The organism is Nocardioides exalbidus, from assembly GCF_900105585.1.
Lineage (GTDB): Bacteria > Actinomycetota > Actinomycetes > Propionibacteriales > Nocardioidaceae > Nocardioides > Nocardioides exalbidus.
Window position 1 is genome coordinate 3059473 of sequence record NZ_FNRT01000002.1, and the last position, 15384, is coordinate 3074856.

Consider the following 15384-nt stretch of genomic DNA (forward strand, 5'->3'; position numbering starts at 1 on the left):
GGCTGGCTCCCATGCTGAGCACCGTCATCACGCTTGCCGCCGAGGCGGAGTCCGAGCCCGCCATCTCCCCCTACGTCGTGGGTGCCGTCGCCCTGGGGCTCCTCATCGTGCTGCTGCTGGCCGTGGTCTCGTTCGGCGGCGGGCGCGAGCACAGCTGACTGCGCGGTGGTGACGATGCGTCGCGTCGGCGTGATGGGTGGCACCTTCGACCCCATCCACCACGGGCACCTCGTGGCCGCTTCCGAGGTGCAGGCGTGGTTCGACCTCGACGAGGTCCTGTTCGTGCCGACCGGTGACCCGTGGCAGAAGAGCGACCGCGAGGTCACGGGGGCCGAGCACCGCTACCTGATGACGGTCGTGGCCACGGCGGCCAACCCGCGCTTCAACGTCTCGCGCGTCGACATCGACCGCGAGGGCAAGACCTACACGATCGACACCCTGCGCGACCTGCGGGCCGAGCTGCCCGACGCGGAGCTGTTCTTCATCACCGGCGCCGACGCACTCGCCGACATCTTCACCTGGCGCGACGCCGACGAGCTCTTCGAGCTCGCGAACTTCGTGGGCGTCACCCGCCCGGGCTACGCGATGGACCCCGAGGCACTGGCCAAGATCCCGTCGGAGAAGGTGACCATGGTGGAGATCCCGGCCCTGGCGATCTCCTCCACCGACTGCCGCGACCGCAAGCGGCGCGGCGAACCCGTCTGGTACCTCGTGCCCGACGGCGTCGTGCAGTACATCGCCAAGCACGACCTCTACAGCAAGGAAGCAACTGCATGACTGCCACCGACCACGCTCTCGACCTCGTCGCCGTCGCGGCCCAGGCCGCCCACGACAAGAAGGCCGAGCAGGTGCTGGCGTTCGACGTGAGCGACCAGCTCGCGATCACCGACGCCTTCGTGCTGGCCAGCGCCAACAACGAGCGCGCGGTCGGCGCCATCGTCGACGAGGTCGAGGACAAGCTCCGCGAGAGCGGCGCCAAGCCGATCCGCCGCGAGGGCCACAAGGAGGGCCGCTGGGTGCTGCTCGACTACGGCGAGATCGTCGTCCACGTCCAGCACGAGGAGGAGCGCTCGTTCTACGCGCTCGAGCGGCTCTGGAGCGACTGCCCGCTCATCCCGCTGACGCTCACGTGAGTCCGTCGTGAGCCGCCGGCTCGTGCTCCTGCGCCACGGCCGGACCGAGTGGAACCACTCGCTCCGCGCGCAGGGCCACGCCGATGTGCCCCTCGACGCCGAGGGCGAGTCGCAGGCCAAGGCCGTCGCGCCCGTCCTCGCCGCGATGGACCCGGTGGCGATCTGGTCCTCCGACCTGGCCCGCGCCGCCGGCACCGCCCGCGCGGTCGCCGACCAGGCCGGCCTCGACCCGGTGCTCGACGAGCGGCTCCGCGAGTTCTCGATGGGCACCAACCGGGTCGGCCTGACGCTGCAGCAGTACGCCGAGCAGCACCCGGTGGAGCACGCCGCCCTCGTCGCCGGCGACATCGCCGCGATCCCCGGCCGCGAGACCGACGACCAGGTGCTGGCACGCTTCCTGCCCGCGCTGACCCACTGCGCCGGGACGCTGGTCGACGGCGAGACCGGGATCGTGGTCTCCCACGGGGCGGCGATCCGCGTGGCGGTGCCCGCCTTCCTCGGCTGGCCGGCCGACGTCGCGCAGGGCCTCGGCGTGCTGGCCAACTGCGGCTGGGTCGAGCTCGAGCACTCCGCCGGCACGTGGACGCCCTCCGACGCCCGGTGGCGGCTGCGGGCCTGGAACCGCACGGCCTCGTGAGCGAGCGCGCCCGCGAGGTCGACGTACGCCTCAGCCGTCAGGTGGCGCGGGTGATGGACGACGCCGTCACCGTCCCCGGCACCCGCGTCGGTCTCGGCCTCGACGCACTCATCGGGCTGGTCCCCGGCATCGGCGACGCCCTCGGCAGCGCGCTGTCCGGCGTGATCGTGCGCGACGCGATCCGGGCACGGGTGCCGATGACCGTGCTCGCCCGGATGGGGCTCAACCTCGTCATGGACGCCCTGCTGGGCCTCGTCCCGGGGGTCGGGGACCTGCTCGACGTGGCCCACCGCGCGAACCGGAAGAACCTCCTGCTCCTGCTCCGCGAGGTCGAGCGCGAGCCGCTGCGCGAGCCGCCCAGCCCGGCGTACGTCGCCGGTGCCGTCGCCCTCATGCTCGTCCCGCTGCTCGCCGGGGTGGCCGCCGCGGTCTTCGGGATCTGGCTGGTCTGGCGGCTGATCACCTGACGGGGGACCCCGATTTCACCTCGCTGTCGGTGTCGGCTAATGTTCTCGTCGTTGTCCTCCCGGCTCCACGGGAGGACGATGTTGGGGCTGTGGCGCAGCTGGTAGCGCATCTGCATGGCATGCAGAGGGTCAGGGGTTCGAATCCCCTCAGCTCCACCCACGAGAAGTCCGGCGCAGAGCGCCGGACTTCTCTGCGTTCCGGGCCCACTCGATCCCGGTCGCCGGACCGCCCGGGAGGTGGTCCAGTCGCGCGACAGGCGCTGAATCGGCGTTTCGTGTGACCAGTGGCACCATGACGCCATGACCGCGAACGACGTCTCCAGCACCGCCGAGCTCACCGGCACCGAGGCCCACATCGAGGCCACCGAGAAGTACGCCGCGCACAACTACCACCCGCTGCCGGTCGTGCTCGCCGAGGGCGACGGGGCCTGGGTCATCGACGTCGACGGCAAGCGATACCTCGACTGCCTCGCGGGCTACTCCGCGCTCAACTTCGGCCACTCCAACGAGCGGCTCATCGCGGTCGCCCGCGAGCAGCTCGGCCACCTGACGCTGACCAGCCGCGCGTTCTTCAACGACAAGCTCAGCACCTTCGCGAGGGCGCTGACCCGGCTCACCGGCAAGGACATGATCCTGCCGATGAACTCCGGCGCCGAGGCCGTCGAGACCGCGATCAAGGTCAGCCGGAAGTGGGGCTACGAGGTCAAGGGCGTGCCCGCCGGCCAGGCCACGATCATCACCATGGAGGGCAACTTCCACGGCCGCACCACCACCATCGTCAGCTTCTCCGACGACGAGGTCGCGACCTCGGGCTACGCGCCGTTCACCACCGGCTTCCGCAGCGTGAAGTACGGCGACATCGCCTCGATCGCGGCTGCCATCGACGACACCACGGTCGCGGTCCTCTTCGAGCCGATCCAGGGCGAGGGCGGCGTGGTCATGCCGCCCGAGGGCTTCCTCACCGATCTCCGTGCGCTCTGCACCGAGCGCAACGTGCTGATGGTCGCCGACGAGATCCAGTCCGGCCTGGCTCGCTCGGGCAAGACGTTCGCGTGCGACCACGAGGACGTCGTCCCCGACATCTACGTCATGGGCAAGGCCCTCGGCGGCGGCATCTACCCCGTCTCCGCGATCGCTGCGAACCACGACGTCATGGACGTCATCACGCCCGGCTCGCACGGCTCGACCTTCGGCGGCAACCCGCTCGCCGCGGCCATCGGCACCGAGGTGGTCGCGATGCTGGAGGAGGGCACCTTCCAGGCCCGCTCCACCGAGATCGGCGACCTGCTCGAGGCGGGATTCCGTCCACTCGTCGGGCGCGGCCTCTCCGACGTACGCGTCCGCGGCGCCTGGGCCGGCATCGACATCGACCCGACCCTGATGTCCGGGCGCCAGATGTCCGAGGCGCTGATGGCGCGCGGCATCCTCGCCAAGGACACCCACGGCTCCACGGTCCGGTTCGCCCCGCCGCTCGTCGCCAGCGACGAGGACATCGCCGGGCTCGTCGCCGCGGTCGCCGAGATCCTCACCGACGTCCCCCGCGCCTGACCCGGACGCGCCGGTGGCCGCCCGCTTCGACCACCTCGTCGTCGCCGTCGAGGACCTCGACGAGGCGGCGGCCCGGTGGCGCGCGGCCGGCATCCGGGCCGAGCGTGGGGGAGCACACCCGGTCGGCACGGAGAACGTCCTCGTCCGCGGCCCGGGAGCGGCCTACGTCGAGCTGATCGCGCCGGGCTCCGAGGAGTCCAACCCGTGGCTCGACCGGATCCGCGATGCCCGCGGCCCGATCTCCTGGGCGATCGCGGTGGACGACATCGATGCCGCGCACGCCGCGCTCGTCGCTGCCGGCTTCGAGCCGGACCCGCCCACGCCCGGCTCACGTCGTACGCCGTCGGGCGACCTCGTCGAGTGGCGCGTGTGCGACCTCGCCGCGGGGCCGTACGACGACGCCCTCCCGTTCCTCATCGAGTGGGCCACCCCGATGCCGCCGGGGCCGGCCGACGGTGCCGTCGTGGAGTCGATCGCGCTGACGCCGCCGGACCCCGACCGCGTCGCCGACGTCCTGCTGGCGCTCGGCTTCGTCGGCAACGACCACTGGCCCCGGCGGGTCTTCAACGACGCGGCGACGCGCGTGACGATCTCACTGGCGCCGCTCGGCGAACCACTGGACCTCGGTGGGTCGAGCTGGGCCATGTCGTGGGACGGTCCGGACGACGAGCCTGCCACGTCCCTCGGGCTGTCGCTCCCGGTCGGTGAGGCCTCGAGCGCGGTCCTCGACGGCGTCTCCGTCTCGACGGGACCCGACAGCCGGAGGTTCGCGGCGAGCTCGCTCCTGCCTGCGGTCGATGCAGCCTTCACGAGCCTGCGCGGGGACCTCGCGGACTGGCCGAACCCCCACCCGGGCGGCCGGTCGCCGCTCGAGGAGGAGTACTCCCGCGTGCTCGACCCGGGCAAGTACCGCCTGCTCGCCGTCCGCGCCGACGCGTGGGTCGAGGCGATCACGAGGACCGGGCTGGGAACGGCGGAGGTCCGGGACCCGAGCAGTGTGCGGTGGCTGGGCGAGCGCGTGCTCGTCCCGACCCGGGTGACGGTGCTGACGGGCCGACCGGGCACCCAGCCGATCGTCGTCGCAGTGGCGCCGTCGCAGTCCGCGGAGGATGCCTTCGTCCAGGTCGGGGTCGGTGAGCCGGTCGAGGTGCTCCAGCGCCAGCCCGACTGCGGCTGCGACGCCTGCGACACCGGGTCGGCCGACCTCCTGGAGACTCTGGACGACGCCTTCGTCCTGGCGCTCTCCGGTGGGGTCTACGTGGTGCGCGAGGGCGAGACCGTCGTCAGGAGGTCGCTCGACGGGTGGGGCAGCACCGGCACGGGGGCCGGCGAGTCCTGGCTGGCCGAGGCAGCCGACGGTCGTCGTACGGACGGCGTCGTCCGCGGCGACCCCTGGCTCTGACCGGTCCGACAGTGGAGCCGGCGGCCGGTAGGTCGGGCCGCTCACTCCACTGAGGGTCAGTCGCGTCCGACGACCTCGCTGAGGTGGCGGTGGCCGCGCAGCTCGTGGCCGACGACGGTCACCCACGGGGCGAGCATCAGCACGGCGAGCGACACCGTCATCGACGCACCGGCGCAGGGACCTCAGGCGATGGTGAGTCCGCCGTCGACCGGGATCATCTGGCCGGTGACGTAGCCGGCGGCGTCGGAGGCCAGCCAGACGGCGGTCGCGGCGAGCTCGCGCGGGTCACCCTTGCGGCCCGCGGGCACGCGGGTGAGGGCGGCCTCGAGGTAGCCGTCGGGGTAGGTGTCGGTCATCTCCGAGGTGAAGAAGCCCGGTGCGAGCGCGTTGACGCGGATGCCCTTGCGACCCATCCACTGCTGGGCGAGGTCGCGGGTGAGCCCGCCGATGCCGGCCTTCGACGCGGCGTAGGCCGCCTGCGGGAGGCCGCCGGTCGTGATGCCGAGGATCGAGGAGATGTTGATGATGCTCGAGCCGGGCTGCATCACGCGGCCGCAGGCCTGCGCCATCCAGTAGGACCCGTTGAGGTTGACGTCGATGACGGAGCGGAACTCCTCCGGCGTCTCGCGGGTCGCCGGGACGGCGGTGCCGACCCCGGCGTTGTTGATGAGCACGTCGACCTTGCCGAACTTCTCCATCGCCCCGTCGACGAGCGCCTGGCAGTCCTCGGGGACCGCCACGTCGGTCACGACGGTGTGGACGCGCCGACCGGTCGAGCGGACCGACTCCGCGACCCGCTCGAGCTTCTCGGCACGACGCGCGCCGAGCACGATGTCGGCGCCGGCCTCGGCGAAGCAGTGGGCGAAGGCGACGCCCAGGCCGCTCGACGCACCGGTGACGATGACGACCCTGTCGTCGAGGCGGAACTGGTCCAGGACTCCCATGCCGGGACCCTAATCCGTGGCGCTCGTCACCGCGTCGGTCGGGGTCGCGGGTGCCCTCTGCAGGGTGCGGACGGACCTCGAGCACAGCACCAGCGCGACGATGGCGACGTAGGCCACGGCCGACACGACCAGCACCTCCTCGAAGCCGAACGCCAGGGCGAGCGGACCGTAGACGAGCTGGCCCAGCGGGAGCGCGACGAACGAGCCGAGCGCGTCGTAGGAGTAGGCACGCGACAGCATCGCGTCATCGATGTTCTCCTGCATGGCGAGGTTCCAGCCCATGCCGAAGACCTCGGTGCCGGCGCCGGAGACGAACGCCACCACGATGAGGCCGACGAGGTGCGGCGAGGCGCCGAGCACCAGCATCGGCGGGGCCATCATCGAGACGCCGATCATGCCGAGCAGCAGTGGTCGCTCGAGGCGGACGCGCAGCAGCACGACCGTCGTGACGAGCAGCCCGACCGCCTCGGCGGACAGCACGTAACCCCACGCCTGGCGGCCGATCGTGTCGTCGGCGACGGCCGGGCCGAGCGTCGACCACGCCCCGGCATGGATGAAGTTGAGGGCGCCGAACCCGACGACGACGGCCCACAGCCACGGCACCGACCAGAAGAAGGTCCAGCCCTCACGCAGCTCGCGGACCGTGTCGGGGCGTGCCTTGCTCGGCTCCTTCGGTGGCAGGGCGACGGGCAGGAGCAGCAGGGCCGCGAGGAGCCACGTGGCCGCGTCGACCGCGAGCGCCCAGCCGGAGCCGACGGTGACGACCAGGAGCGCACCGATGGTCGGGCCGAGCACCGCCATCCCGTTGCGGGTCAGGGAGATCAGCGCGTTGGCGGGTTGGAGGTGCTCGCGGGGCACCAGCTGCGGGAGCACGCTCGCCATGGCGGGGAAGCCGATCCCGGAGACTGCGCCGTGCACGACGCTCAGCACCACGAGCATCCAGATCTCGGCGTGCCCGCCGAGCACGAGCAGCGCGATCGCACCCTGGCTGATCGCGGAGGCGAAGTTGGAGAACTGGAGCACCAGCGTGCGCGGGAACCGGTCGGCGATGACGCCGCCGTAGAGCAGCAGCGCGACCATCGGGATCGTGTGCGCGGCCAGCACCTGGCCCAGCGCCGTGGGGGAGTCGGTGATGTCGAGCACCGCGAAGGCCAGCGCGATGCTCGCCATCATGTTGCCGAGGGTGTTGACGAAGCGGGAGGCGAAGTACCACGCGAAGTTGCGGTTGCGCAGCGGCGCGATCGCGTCGGCCCAGGTCATGACCCGTCCTCCATCCCGTCCTCCATCTCGAAGGCGAACATCGAGGCGCTCACGTGCTTCGTGCCCGCCGAGCGGGGAGCGGCTGCCCGGCTGTGCAGCAGGTCGCTGGCCTGCCGGAGCAGCGAGACGGCCTCGTCCCACACCTCGGGCTCGACCCAGGTCTCGATGTCGGAGAGCTGCCCGCTGCCGCGCTGGTGCCGGGACTGGCGCCGGGTGACGTCGGTGGCGATGGCGTGGACGTAAGCGATCCGGTCCTCGTTGGTCGCCGGCGCGCCGACCGCGGGGGCGTCCACGACGACGTACCGGTAGCGCTTGGCCACCCCGCCGCGGATCTTCTCCTCGCTCTCCACGACGAGCTCGCCCGCCTCCTGGAGCACCCGGAGGTGGTACGACGCGTTGGCGTGCGTGAGCCGGAGCTCGCGGGCGACCTCCGCGGCGCTCATCGCCTGGGCGGTCAGCAGCGACAGGATCCGGATCCGCACGGGGTGCGCGACCGAGCGCAGCGCGGAGACCGCCTGCGGATCGGTGAGTGCCTCGGACATGGTGACCCTCCAAGAGTTCTTGGGGAGTGAGTGTGCCGAGGGGCGGCCGTGACTGTCAAACACTTATTGGGAAGTACTCGGACGAAGCCCGGAACGATCCCTGACACACCCCTGAGCCGACCCCGGAACGAGATGAATCCGACCCTCCGACGTGCTTGGCTGGTGCCATCGAACGACGAGGAGTGAGTGAGATGTCCGACCAGTACCCGTCCGGCCAGTACCCGTCCGGCCAGCAGGGCGACCCCACGCAGGCCTACGGCCAGCAGCCGTACGGCCAGCCGGGCCAGCAGTCCTACGGACAGCCCCAGCCGGCCCACCAGCAGCCGCCGCTGCGGCCCGACGAGGAGCGCAGCTGGGGCATGCTCAGCCACCTCGGTGCCCTGGTCGCGATGATCGCCTCCGTCGGCTTCCTGGGCTTCGTCGCCTCGATCGTGGTCTTCGTGCTCTACAAGGACCGCGGGCCGTTCGTGCGTGCCCACGCAGCCAACTCGATCAACGTCCAGATCTCGATGTTCATCTGGTGGGTCGTGCTCGGGATCGTCTACGTGGTGCTCGGCCTCGTCACGCTCGGCATCGGCTTCTTCGTCCTGCTGCCGGTGTTCTTCGTGCCGCCGGTGATCGCCGGCATCATGCACGTCATCGGCGCGGTCAAGGCCTACAACGGCGAGTGGTGGAACCCGCCGTTCACGCCCCAGTTCGTGAAATGAGCCAGCCGTGCGGCGCGGGGTCACCCCGCGCCGCACGAGGCGGTAGGATGGCTCCATGCGGTCGCAGTTCCTGCTCCTTCGACAGCCGCGCTGACTCACCGTCCAGGCAGTCATCGCGGCCACCCCTCCATGTGTGAGGGGTTTTTTCATGTCGGGAGCACGGACCCACCAGGAGCGAGAGAGATGAACCCCGAGCAGAGCACCACCGTCCCGAGTCACGAGCCGAGCCACGACGCGGCGACCTACGACATCGCGGCCACCGAGACCAAGTGGCAGCAGGTCTGGGACGACCTGCAGCCCTTCCGGGCCGACGACGACAGCCCGCGCGAGAAGCGCTACGCGCTGACGATGTTCCCCTACCCGAGCGGCGACCTGCACATGGGTCATGCCGAGGTGTTCGCGCTGCACGACGTGGTGGCGCGCTACTGGTGGCAGCGCGGCTACGAGGTGCTGAACCCGATGGGCTTCGACTCCTTCGGCCTGCCGGCGGAGAACGCGGCGATCCGCAACGACGAGCACCCCGACACCTACACGCGCGCCAACATCGCGCGCTCGATCGAGTCGTGCCAGAAGTACGCCGCCTCCTTCGACTGGTCGCGCACCTTCAACACCAGCGACCCGGAGTACTACCGCTGGACGCAGTGGCTGTTCCTGAAGTTCTACGAGCGCGGCCTGGCCTACCGCAAGAACAGCCCGGTCAACTGGTGCCCGCAGGACCAGACGGTGCTGGCCAACGAGCAGGTCGTCAACGGCTTCTGCGAGCGGTGCGGGGCGGAGGTGACCAAGAAGGAGCTGACCCAGTGGTACTTCAAGATCACCGACTACGCCCAGGAGCTGCTGGACGGCCTGGACGAGCTGGAGAAGACCTGGCCCGACCGCGTGGTCACCGCGCAGCGCAACTGGATCGGCCGCTCCGAGGGTGCGCACGTCACCTTCGCCCTGCACACCGCGACGGGTGAGCGCGAGATCGAGGTCTACACGACCCGCCCCGACACCCTGTACGGCGCGACGTTCATGGTGGTCGCCGCCGACGCCCCGCTGGCCGCCGACATCGTGCACCCCGACCGTGCGCAGGCGCTGGAGGACTACCTGGTCGAAGTCCGCAAGGCCTCCGACATCGACCGCCTGGCCACCGACCGCCCCAAGACGGGCGTCGACCTGGGCATCACCGCGACCAACCCGGTCTCGGGCGAGCAGGTCCCGGTGTGGGCGAGCGACTACGTGCTGGCCGACTACGGCACCGGCGCGATCATGGCCGTGCCCGCGCACGACCAGCGCGACCTGGACTTCGCGAAGGCGATGGGTCTGCCGGTGCGCCGGGTCATCGACGTCCCGGGCGCCGAAGACCCGGAGGAGTCGGGCGTCGCGACCTCCGGCGACGGGGCGTACGTCAACTCCGGCGAGCTGGACGGCCTGTCCGACAAGGCGTCCGGCATCCGCACGATCATCGAGAGGCTGGAGGCCGACGGCCGCGGCTCCGGTGCGGTCAACTTCCGGCTGCGCGACTGGCTGCTGAGCCGCCAGCGCTACTGGGGCGCGCCGATCCCGATCATCCACTGCCCGGTGGACGGCGAGGTCCCGGTGCCCGAGGACCAGCTGCCGGTCACGCTGCCGATGCTGAAGGGCGCCGACCTGAAGCCCAAGGGCACCTCGCCGCTGGGCGGGGCGACCGACTGGGTCAACGTGGCCTGCCCGACCTGCGGCGGCCCGGCCACGCGTGACACGGACACGATGGACACGTTCGTCGACTCGTCCTGGTACATGTTCCGCTACTGCTCGCCGAACGACGACACCCAGGCCTTCGACACCGACAAGGTCAACGCGTGGATGCCGGTCAACCTGTACGTCGGCGGCGTCGAGCACGCGGTGCTGCACCTGCTCTACGGCCGGTTCTTCACCAAGGTCCTGAACGACATGGGCCTGGTCGGCTTCCGCGAGCCGTGGTCGGCCCAGCTGAACCAGGGCTTCGTGATCAACCAGGGCAAGAAGATGAGCAAGTCGCTGGGCAACGGCGTCAACCTGGGGGACCAGCTGGGTGCCTTCGGCGTGGACGCCGTGCGTCTGACGCTGGTCTTCGCCGGCCCGCCGGAGGACGACATCGACTGGGCCAACATGTCGCCCGACGGGTCGCTGCGCTTCCTGCAGCGGGCCTGGCGGCTGTCGGGCGACGTCACCTCGGCTCCCGAGGCGGACGTGGCGACCGGCGACGTCGCGCTGCGGCGTACGACGGCACGCACCGTCCACGACGCGGCCGAGCTGGTCGAGACCTACCGCTTCAACGTCTTGGTCGCCCGCGTGATGGAGCTGGTCAACGCGACCCGCAAGGCCATCGACTCCGGCTGCGGCCCGGCGGACCCGGCCGTCCGTGAGGCCACTGAGACCGTGGCGATCCTGCTGTCCCTGGTCGCGCCCTACACCGCCGAGGAGATGTGGGAGCGGCTGGGCCGGAACCCGTCGCACGAGACCACGGTCGCCCGCGCGGGCTGGCCGGTCGTCGACGAGGCGCTGCTGGTCGAGGACACCGTCACCGCGATCGTGCAGGTCAAGGGCAAGGTCAGGGGACGGCTGGAGGTGTCGCCCGACATCTCCGACGCCGACCTGGAGGCCGCGGCCATGGCCGACGAGGGCGTCCAGCGGGCGATCGACGGAGCGACGGTGCGCAAGGTGATCGTGCGCGCGCCCAAGCTGGTCAACATCGTCGTCTGACCTTGACCGACCTGTCCCAGTAGGGTCGCCGCATGACTCGCGTGGTGGTCGTCACGGACTCGACCGCGAGCCTCCCGCCCGAGCTGGCGGAGGCTCGCGGCATCCGGGTCGTGCCCCTCCAGGTGGTCATCGGCGCGCGTGTGCTCGACGAGGGCCCCGACGGTGCGACGCCTGAGGTCGTCGCCGAGGCGCTGCGGGCGTTCGTCCCGGTGAGCACCTCGCGGCCGGCGCCGGCCCTCTTCGCCGACCTCTACCGCTCGCTGGAGGCCGAGGGCGTCGACGAGATCGTCTCGGTCCACCTGTCCGGGGAGATGAGCGGCACCTTCGAGTCCGCCCAGCTCGCCGCGCTCGAGGTCGACCTGCCCGTGCACGTCGTGGACTCCGGGCAGGTCGGCATCGCCACCGGCTTCGCGGCCCTCACCGCGGTCGACGTGCTGGAGGCCGGTGGGTCGGGGGAGGACGCCGCCAACGCCGCGCTGGCCCGGGGCGAGGCCGCCTCCTCGCTGTTCTACGTCGACACCCTCGAGTACCTCCGCCGCGGCGGCCGCATCGGTGCCGCCGCCGCGATCTTCGGCAGCGCGCTGTCGGTCAAGCCGCTGCTCGAGATCGCCGACGGGAGGGTCGTCCCGCGCGAGCGCGTGCGGACGGCATCGCGTGCGCTCGCCAGGTTGGCCGAGCTCGCCGTCGAGGCGGCCGGCGACGTGCCCGTCGACGTGAGCGTCGCCCACCTCGCCAACGCCGAGCGCGCCGAGGAGCTGGCGGCCGCCCTCACCGAGCGCCTGGCCGCCGGGCTGGAGGGGCGCGAGGTCCTCTGCGGCGAGCTGGGCGCCGTCCTCGGTGCCCACGTCGGCCCGGGGATGGTCGCGGTCTGCGTCTCGCCGCGACCAGCAGGCCGGTGACGCCGGCCTGGCGCCAGGTCGGCGCCGTCCTGGTCGTGGCCGGACGGCTCTGGCTCCGGCACTGGCCGATGCTGCTGACGCTGGCCTTCCTCGCCATGGCCCTGCGCCGTGGCGCGCTGTGGGCTGCGGTGGAGGTCTCCGACCAGCACGCGCTGGTCGCCCAGGCCGTCCTCCAGCTGGCCCCGCTCGGCTACCTGCTCGGCGTCATCTCGATGCTCCTCCTGCTGGGCCGCGACCTGCCGGGGCTGCGCGAGCTGTCGGACCGCAGCGGTCCGGTGGCGACCACCGAGCGCCGTGAGCGACGACTGGTGGACGTGGCGGTCAGCTTCCTGGTGCCGTTCCTCGCGGTCTACGTCAGCAGCGGGCTGCTCGAGGAGGACCGGTTGGCGTTCTTCAACGCCGCCGCGTTCGACGAGTTCAACCAGGTCCGCCCGGGCGTGGCCGACGCCGTCGACTTCGGCGGCCGCCTCGGGCTGGACTGGGGGTTCGCCGCGTTCCTCGGGATCGTCGTGGTCGCGTGGACGGCGAGGTGGGCGCTGGGACGCTTCGAGCGTCGCACGGAGTTCGTCGCACTGGCCTTCGTCGGTGCCCTGGTCGAGGTCTTCTACACCGGGCAGGGGAGCCGCTACCTCGTCGCCGTCGAGAACCAGGGCCAGGGGTGGCTGGCCGAGCGTCGCGCGGTGGCGCTCGTGGAGTCCCGCTACGACTCGGTCCTGGAGGCGATCGGGCCGCTCGCCGGTCCGGTCGAACGCGTCGTCTCCTTCCTGTCCGCCCTGGTCGGGTCCCTCGACGCGGTCGTCGTCGTGCCGCTCGCCTGGCTCACCGTGGCGGCCGTGGTCCTCGGGCACAAGCTCTCGGGACCCGAGGAGCCGGAGGAGCCTGCCATCGCGGACGGTGAGGGGCCGCGTCCCGCCCGGACCGCGCGCCACGTGGTCGGCAGCGGGCTGCGGGCGCTGCTCGCCGACGTGTCCGAGCGCTTCTCGGCGCTGTGGGGCAGCCTGAAGCTGCTCGCCGGCGCGGGGCTCGCCCCGATGCTGGCCTTCGGCCTGGTCTTCCTGGTCGCGCTGCGGGTCCCGCTGCTGGTGTCGTACGCCTGGCGGCAGGTGGCGGGTCCCACCGAGACCGACACGTGGCTGGCGTTCGAGCCCTGGGAGAGCGCCCTCGGCCAGGCCGTGTCGCTGGTCGTGCTGGTGCCGCTCCTCGCAGCCGCGGTGGAGTGGGTGGTGACCGCTCGAGCTGTCGACCCCGACGTCAGTCCTGTGCCCGGAGGACCAGGTAGTCCGGAGGCTCGTAGCGGATCTGCACCGCGATGATCCGGGCGTCGTCGGGCACGACCATCACGGGTGCGGTCGTCCACTGCTCCGGCCGCTCCTCGCCCGGCGCGGTCGTCCGCTCCGTCTCGGTGCCCAGCAGCGCCAGCAGGGGACCGGGCCGATCGGCGGGCACGCACTGGGACGACTGGTCGTAGGCGTCGGACGTGTCGCCGCCGTAGAGGACGCCGTCCGACCCGACGAGGACGACGGTGCACCCGGCCAGCGGCTCCTCGGGATCGGCCTCGAACTCCAGGTGCGCGGCGACCGCGCGGGTGCCCGGTGGCAGCTCCTGGACGGCGGACGACTCCGGCGGGGCGAACCGCTCGACCTCGGTCAGCGCGTCGAGGCGCACGCGGAAGTGCCGCTCGAAGTCCCCGAGGGCATCCGTGCCCCCGTCGCGCACGTCGGCCCACTCACCGGCCGCGACCTCCTGCGTGGCCCGGTGGTAGTCGGCCTCCCACCAGAAGGTGCCGAGCCGGATCGAGCTGGCGGCCAGCATGGCCGCGAGGGCGAGCGGGACCACGGGGAGCCACCAGCGGTTGCGGCGCCACCAGCCGCGCCCGGTGGGCGTCGTCACGACACCCCTCGGGGTCCGGCGGCCGCGACCCGGACCACCTCGTCGTCGTCCGCGATGTCGCGGGCCACGTCGGCACCGATGCCGAGGTCGATCATCGCGACCGCGTCGCGACGCTGGCCGGAGCCGTCGACCCCGTCGTCGCCCCGTGCGAAGCGGAGGGTCAGGCCCTCCAGCGTGCCGGGGTCGACGTCGAAGCAGTACGTCGCTCGCCAGTCGATCCCGACCAGGGGCCGCACGTCGGCGGCGCAGCCGAGCCGGGAGTCGCTGAACAGCACCCGGCCGAGCCGGTCGACCAGCTGGACGCCGGCGTAGGTCGTGAGCTCCTGCTCCGTCCGCACCTCGACGTCGACCAGCACCAGCTCGCCGCCCGCCTGGGTGGCGCTCGTCGGCGTGGTCACCCCGCGGGCTCCCCGCACGGCCGTCACCTCGACCGTCCCGTAGCCGAGGTCGACCCGCTCGCCGACGCCGGCGCGGGACACGAAGGGGTCCTCGGCGACCCCGTCGGCCCCGGCCTCGGTGATCACCCGCCCGAGGGCCAGTGCGGCCAGCACCACGGCGGCCACGCCGGCGCCACGGACGGCACGGTGCGTCATGCGTCGTCCTCCACCGGCTCGACGGCGACCTCGCCCGACAGCGCGACCCCGGCGTCGGGGAGCCAGAAGTTGCTGTCCAGGGTGAGGGAGCCCTCCTCCACGAAGTCGTAGCCCCCGACGTCGAGGCGCAGGGTCCCCGGGTCGGCGGCGGCCCCGGGGTTCTGCTCCCAGACGAGGACCACGCGCAGCGCGACGTCGGGGTTGAGGAGCGTGGGGGTCGAGGTGTCCTTGACGAGGTAGACCTCGGGCGCCGGACCCCGGGCGAACGGGTCGTTCCCTCCGTCGACGGTTCCGGAGGCCGCCGGGCGCACCGCGTCGGTCAGGAGGGAGAGGTAGGCCATCCGGTCGCTGACGTTCTCGACGTCGGCCACCACCGCCACCAGCCGGTTTCCCTCGGCCGGCGGAGGGACCGCTGCCCCGAGGTCGTCGGTGGACACCGCGCGGTCGACGGTGACCTCGAACGGCCCGACCTCGAACGGCGTCCCGGTCGTCCACGACCCCGCTCCGGGCTCGGGCACCACCGACAGCCCGCCGAACGGGGCGCTCGCCAGCAGGGCGAGGCCCGCGAGTGCACCGGCCTGCTGCGGGAGCGGCCGAGCCCGCGCGAAGCGCGCGACGTCCCCCATCCGCATGGCGGGAGCATACGACCCGCGAGG

General features: G+C 72.1%; 17 protein-coding genes and 1 tRNA gene. 12 read left to right on the forward strand and 6 right to left on the reverse strand.

The annotated features are described in order from the left end of the window. The first annotated feature begins 11 nt into the window (after positions 1-11). The 8 genes from BLV76_RS22615 to BLV76_RS15070 all read left to right on the forward strand — a co-directional run bounded on the left by BLV76_RS22615 (position 12) and on the right by BLV76_RS15070 (position 5187). Complete coding sequence (locus tag BLV76_RS22615) at positions 12-158, forward strand: hypothetical protein (protein WP_175539691.1); 147 nt, start codon at positions 12-14, stop codon at positions 156-158. Between the two features lie 16 nt (positions 159-174). After that, positions 175-777, forward strand: a complete 603-nt coding sequence (gene nadD / locus BLV76_RS15040) for a nicotinate-nucleotide adenylyltransferase (RefSeq protein WP_090972790.1) — start codon at positions 175-177, stop codon at positions 775-777. Then, a complete protein-coding gene (gene rsfS, locus BLV76_RS15045) occupies positions 774-1133 on the forward strand; it encodes a ribosome silencing factor (protein ID WP_090969854.1) in 360 nt (119 codons plus the stop codon). The genes nadD and rsfS overlap by 4 nt, the downstream gene beginning before the upstream one ends. A 7-nt stretch (positions 1134-1140) precedes the next feature. Beyond that, a complete protein-coding gene (locus tag BLV76_RS15050; protein WP_090969856.1) occupies positions 1141-1770 on the forward strand; it encodes a histidine phosphatase family protein in 630 nt (209 codons plus the stop codon). Then, the gene (locus BLV76_RS15055; RefSeq protein ID WP_217630358.1) at positions 1767-2237 is read left to right on the forward strand and encodes a DUF4112 domain-containing protein; all 471 of its coding nucleotides are present in this window, start codon (positions 1767-1769) and stop codon (positions 2235-2237) included. The genes BLV76_RS15050 and BLV76_RS15055 overlap by 4 nt, the downstream gene beginning before the upstream one ends. 83 nt (positions 2238-2320) lie before the next feature. After that, positions 2321-2393 (forward strand) — tRNA-Ala (locus BLV76_RS15060). 144 nt (positions 2394-2537) lie between these two features. Next, entirely contained in the window at positions 2538-3785 is a 1248-nt protein-coding gene (gene rocD / locus BLV76_RS15065) for an ornithine--oxo-acid transaminase (protein WP_090969858.1), read from the forward strand. A 13-nt stretch (positions 3786-3798) separates the two neighbouring features. Then, positions 3799-5187: a DUF6226 family protein gene (locus BLV76_RS15070; RefSeq protein ID WP_090969860.1), complete on the forward strand. Its 1389-nt coding sequence runs from the start codon at positions 3799-3801 to the stop codon at positions 5185-5187. A 182-nt stretch (positions 5188-5369) separates the two neighbouring features. Here the strand turns inward: BLV76_RS15070 and BLV76_RS15075 are convergent, their stop codons facing one another. Genes BLV76_RS15075 through BLV76_RS15085 form a run of 3 tightly spaced genes read right to left on the reverse strand, consistent with a single transcriptional unit; the run spans position 5370 to position 7933 of the window. Beyond that, on the reverse strand, positions 5370-6131 hold the full coding sequence (locus tag BLV76_RS15075) for an SDR family NAD(P)-dependent oxidoreductase (protein ID WP_090969862.1): 762 nt from the start codon (positions 6129-6131) through the stop codon (positions 5370-5372). 9 nt (positions 6132-6140) lie between these two features. Next, a complete protein-coding gene (locus BLV76_RS15080; RefSeq protein WP_090969863.1) occupies positions 6141-7391 on the reverse strand; it encodes an MFS transporter in 1251 nt (416 codons plus the stop codon). Further along, positions 7388-7933 carry an ArsR/SmtB family transcription factor gene (locus BLV76_RS15085; RefSeq protein ID WP_090969865.1) on the reverse strand — a complete coding sequence of 182 codons (546 nt, stop codon included), beginning with the start codon at positions 7931-7933 and terminating at the stop codon, positions 7388-7390. The genes BLV76_RS15080 and BLV76_RS15085 overlap by 4 nt, the downstream gene beginning before the upstream one ends. Before the next feature lie 191 nt (positions 7934-8124). Here BLV76_RS15085 and BLV76_RS15090 point away from each other — a divergent pair, with 191 nt between their 5' ends. The 4 genes from BLV76_RS15090 to BLV76_RS15105 all read left to right on the forward strand — a co-directional run bounded on the left by BLV76_RS15090 (position 8125) and on the right by BLV76_RS15105 (position 13558). After that, positions 8125-8640, forward strand: coding sequence for a DUF4870 domain-containing protein (locus BLV76_RS15090; RefSeq protein WP_090969867.1), 516 nt, complete (start codon positions 8125-8127; stop codon positions 8638-8640). A 183-nt stretch (positions 8641-8823) separates the two neighbouring features. Then, a complete protein-coding gene (gene leuS / locus BLV76_RS15095) occupies positions 8824-11346 on the forward strand; it encodes a leucine--tRNA ligase (RefSeq protein ID WP_090969870.1) in 2523 nt (840 codons plus the stop codon). A gap of 32 nt (positions 11347-11378) precedes the next feature. Further along, on the forward strand, positions 11379-12245 hold the full coding sequence (locus tag BLV76_RS15100) for a DegV family protein (protein ID WP_090969872.1): 867 nt from the start codon (positions 11379-11381) through the stop codon (positions 12243-12245). Then, the gene (locus tag BLV76_RS15105; RefSeq protein ID WP_090969874.1) at positions 12242-13558 is read left to right on the forward strand and encodes a hypothetical protein; all 1317 of its coding nucleotides are present in this window, start codon (positions 12242-12244) and stop codon (positions 13556-13558) included. The genes BLV76_RS15100 and BLV76_RS15105 overlap by 4 nt, the downstream gene beginning before the upstream one ends. Here the strand turns inward: BLV76_RS15105 and BLV76_RS15110 are convergent. The 3 genes from BLV76_RS15110 to BLV76_RS15120 are packed head-to-tail and all read right to left on the reverse strand — an operon-like array spanning position 13497 to position 15360. Then, complete coding sequence (locus BLV76_RS15110) at positions 13497-14135, reverse strand: hypothetical protein (protein ID WP_090969875.1); 639 nt, start codon at positions 14133-14135, stop codon at positions 13497-13499. The two genes, BLV76_RS15105 and BLV76_RS15110, sit on opposite strands and share 62 nt — an antisense overlap. Continuing rightward, the gene (locus BLV76_RS15115) at positions 14132-14728 is read right to left on the reverse strand and encodes a hypothetical protein (RefSeq protein ID WP_090969877.1); all 597 of its coding nucleotides are present in this window, start codon (positions 14726-14728) and stop codon (positions 14132-14134) included. Before BLV76_RS15115 ends, BLV76_RS15110 begins: the two co-directional genes overlap by 4 nt. Next, entirely contained in the window at positions 14725-15360 is a 636-nt protein-coding gene (locus BLV76_RS15120) for a hypothetical protein (RefSeq protein WP_090969879.1), read from the reverse strand. The genes BLV76_RS15115 and BLV76_RS15120 overlap by 4 nt, the downstream gene beginning before the upstream one ends. Between the last annotated feature and the right edge of the window lie 24 nt (positions 15361-15384).

Excerpts from the sequence above, each read along its gene's own strand:
- BLV76_RS22615 (WP_175539691.1), top strand. The coding sequence starts at position 12 with ATGCTGAGCACCGTCATCACGCTTGCCGCCGAGGCGGAGTCCGAGCCC.
- nadD (WP_090972790.1), top strand. The coding sequence starts at position 175 with ATGCGTCGCGTCGGCGTGATGGGTGGCACCTTCGACCCCATCCACCAC.
- rsfS (WP_090969854.1), top strand. The coding sequence starts at position 774 with ATGACTGCCACCGACCACGCTCTCGACCTCGTCGCCGTCGCGGCCCAG.
- rocD (WP_090969858.1), top strand. The coding sequence starts at position 2,538 with ATGACCGCGAACGACGTCTCCAGCACCGCCGAGCTCACCGGCACCGAG.
- BLV76_RS15075 (WP_090969862.1), bottom strand. The coding sequence starts at position 6,131 with ATGGGAGTCCTGGACCAGTTCCGCCTCGACGACAGGGTCGTCATCGTC.
- BLV76_RS15080 (WP_090969863.1), bottom strand. The coding sequence starts at position 7,391 with ATGACCTGGGCCGACGCGATCGCGCCGCTGCGCAACCGCAACTTCGCG.
- BLV76_RS15085 (WP_090969865.1), bottom strand. The coding sequence starts at position 7,933 with ATGTCCGAGGCACTCACCGATCCGCAGGCGGTCTCCGCGCTGCGCTCG.
- BLV76_RS15090 (WP_090969867.1), top strand. The coding sequence starts at position 8,125 with ATGTCCGACCAGTACCCGTCCGGCCAGTACCCGTCCGGCCAGCAGGGC.
- leuS (WP_090969870.1), top strand. The coding sequence starts at position 8,824 with ATGAACCCCGAGCAGAGCACCACCGTCCCGAGTCACGAGCCGAGCCAC.
- BLV76_RS15100 (WP_090969872.1), top strand. The coding sequence starts at position 11,379 with ATGACTCGCGTGGTGGTCGTCACGGACTCGACCGCGAGCCTCCCGCCC.
- BLV76_RS15115 (WP_090969877.1), bottom strand. The coding sequence starts at position 14,728 with ATGACGCACCGTGCCGTCCGTGGCGCCGGCGTGGCCGCCGTGGTGCTG.
- BLV76_RS15120 (WP_090969879.1), bottom strand. The coding sequence starts at position 15,360 with ATGCGGATGGGGGACGTCGCGCGCTTCGCGCGGGCTCGGCCGCTCCCG.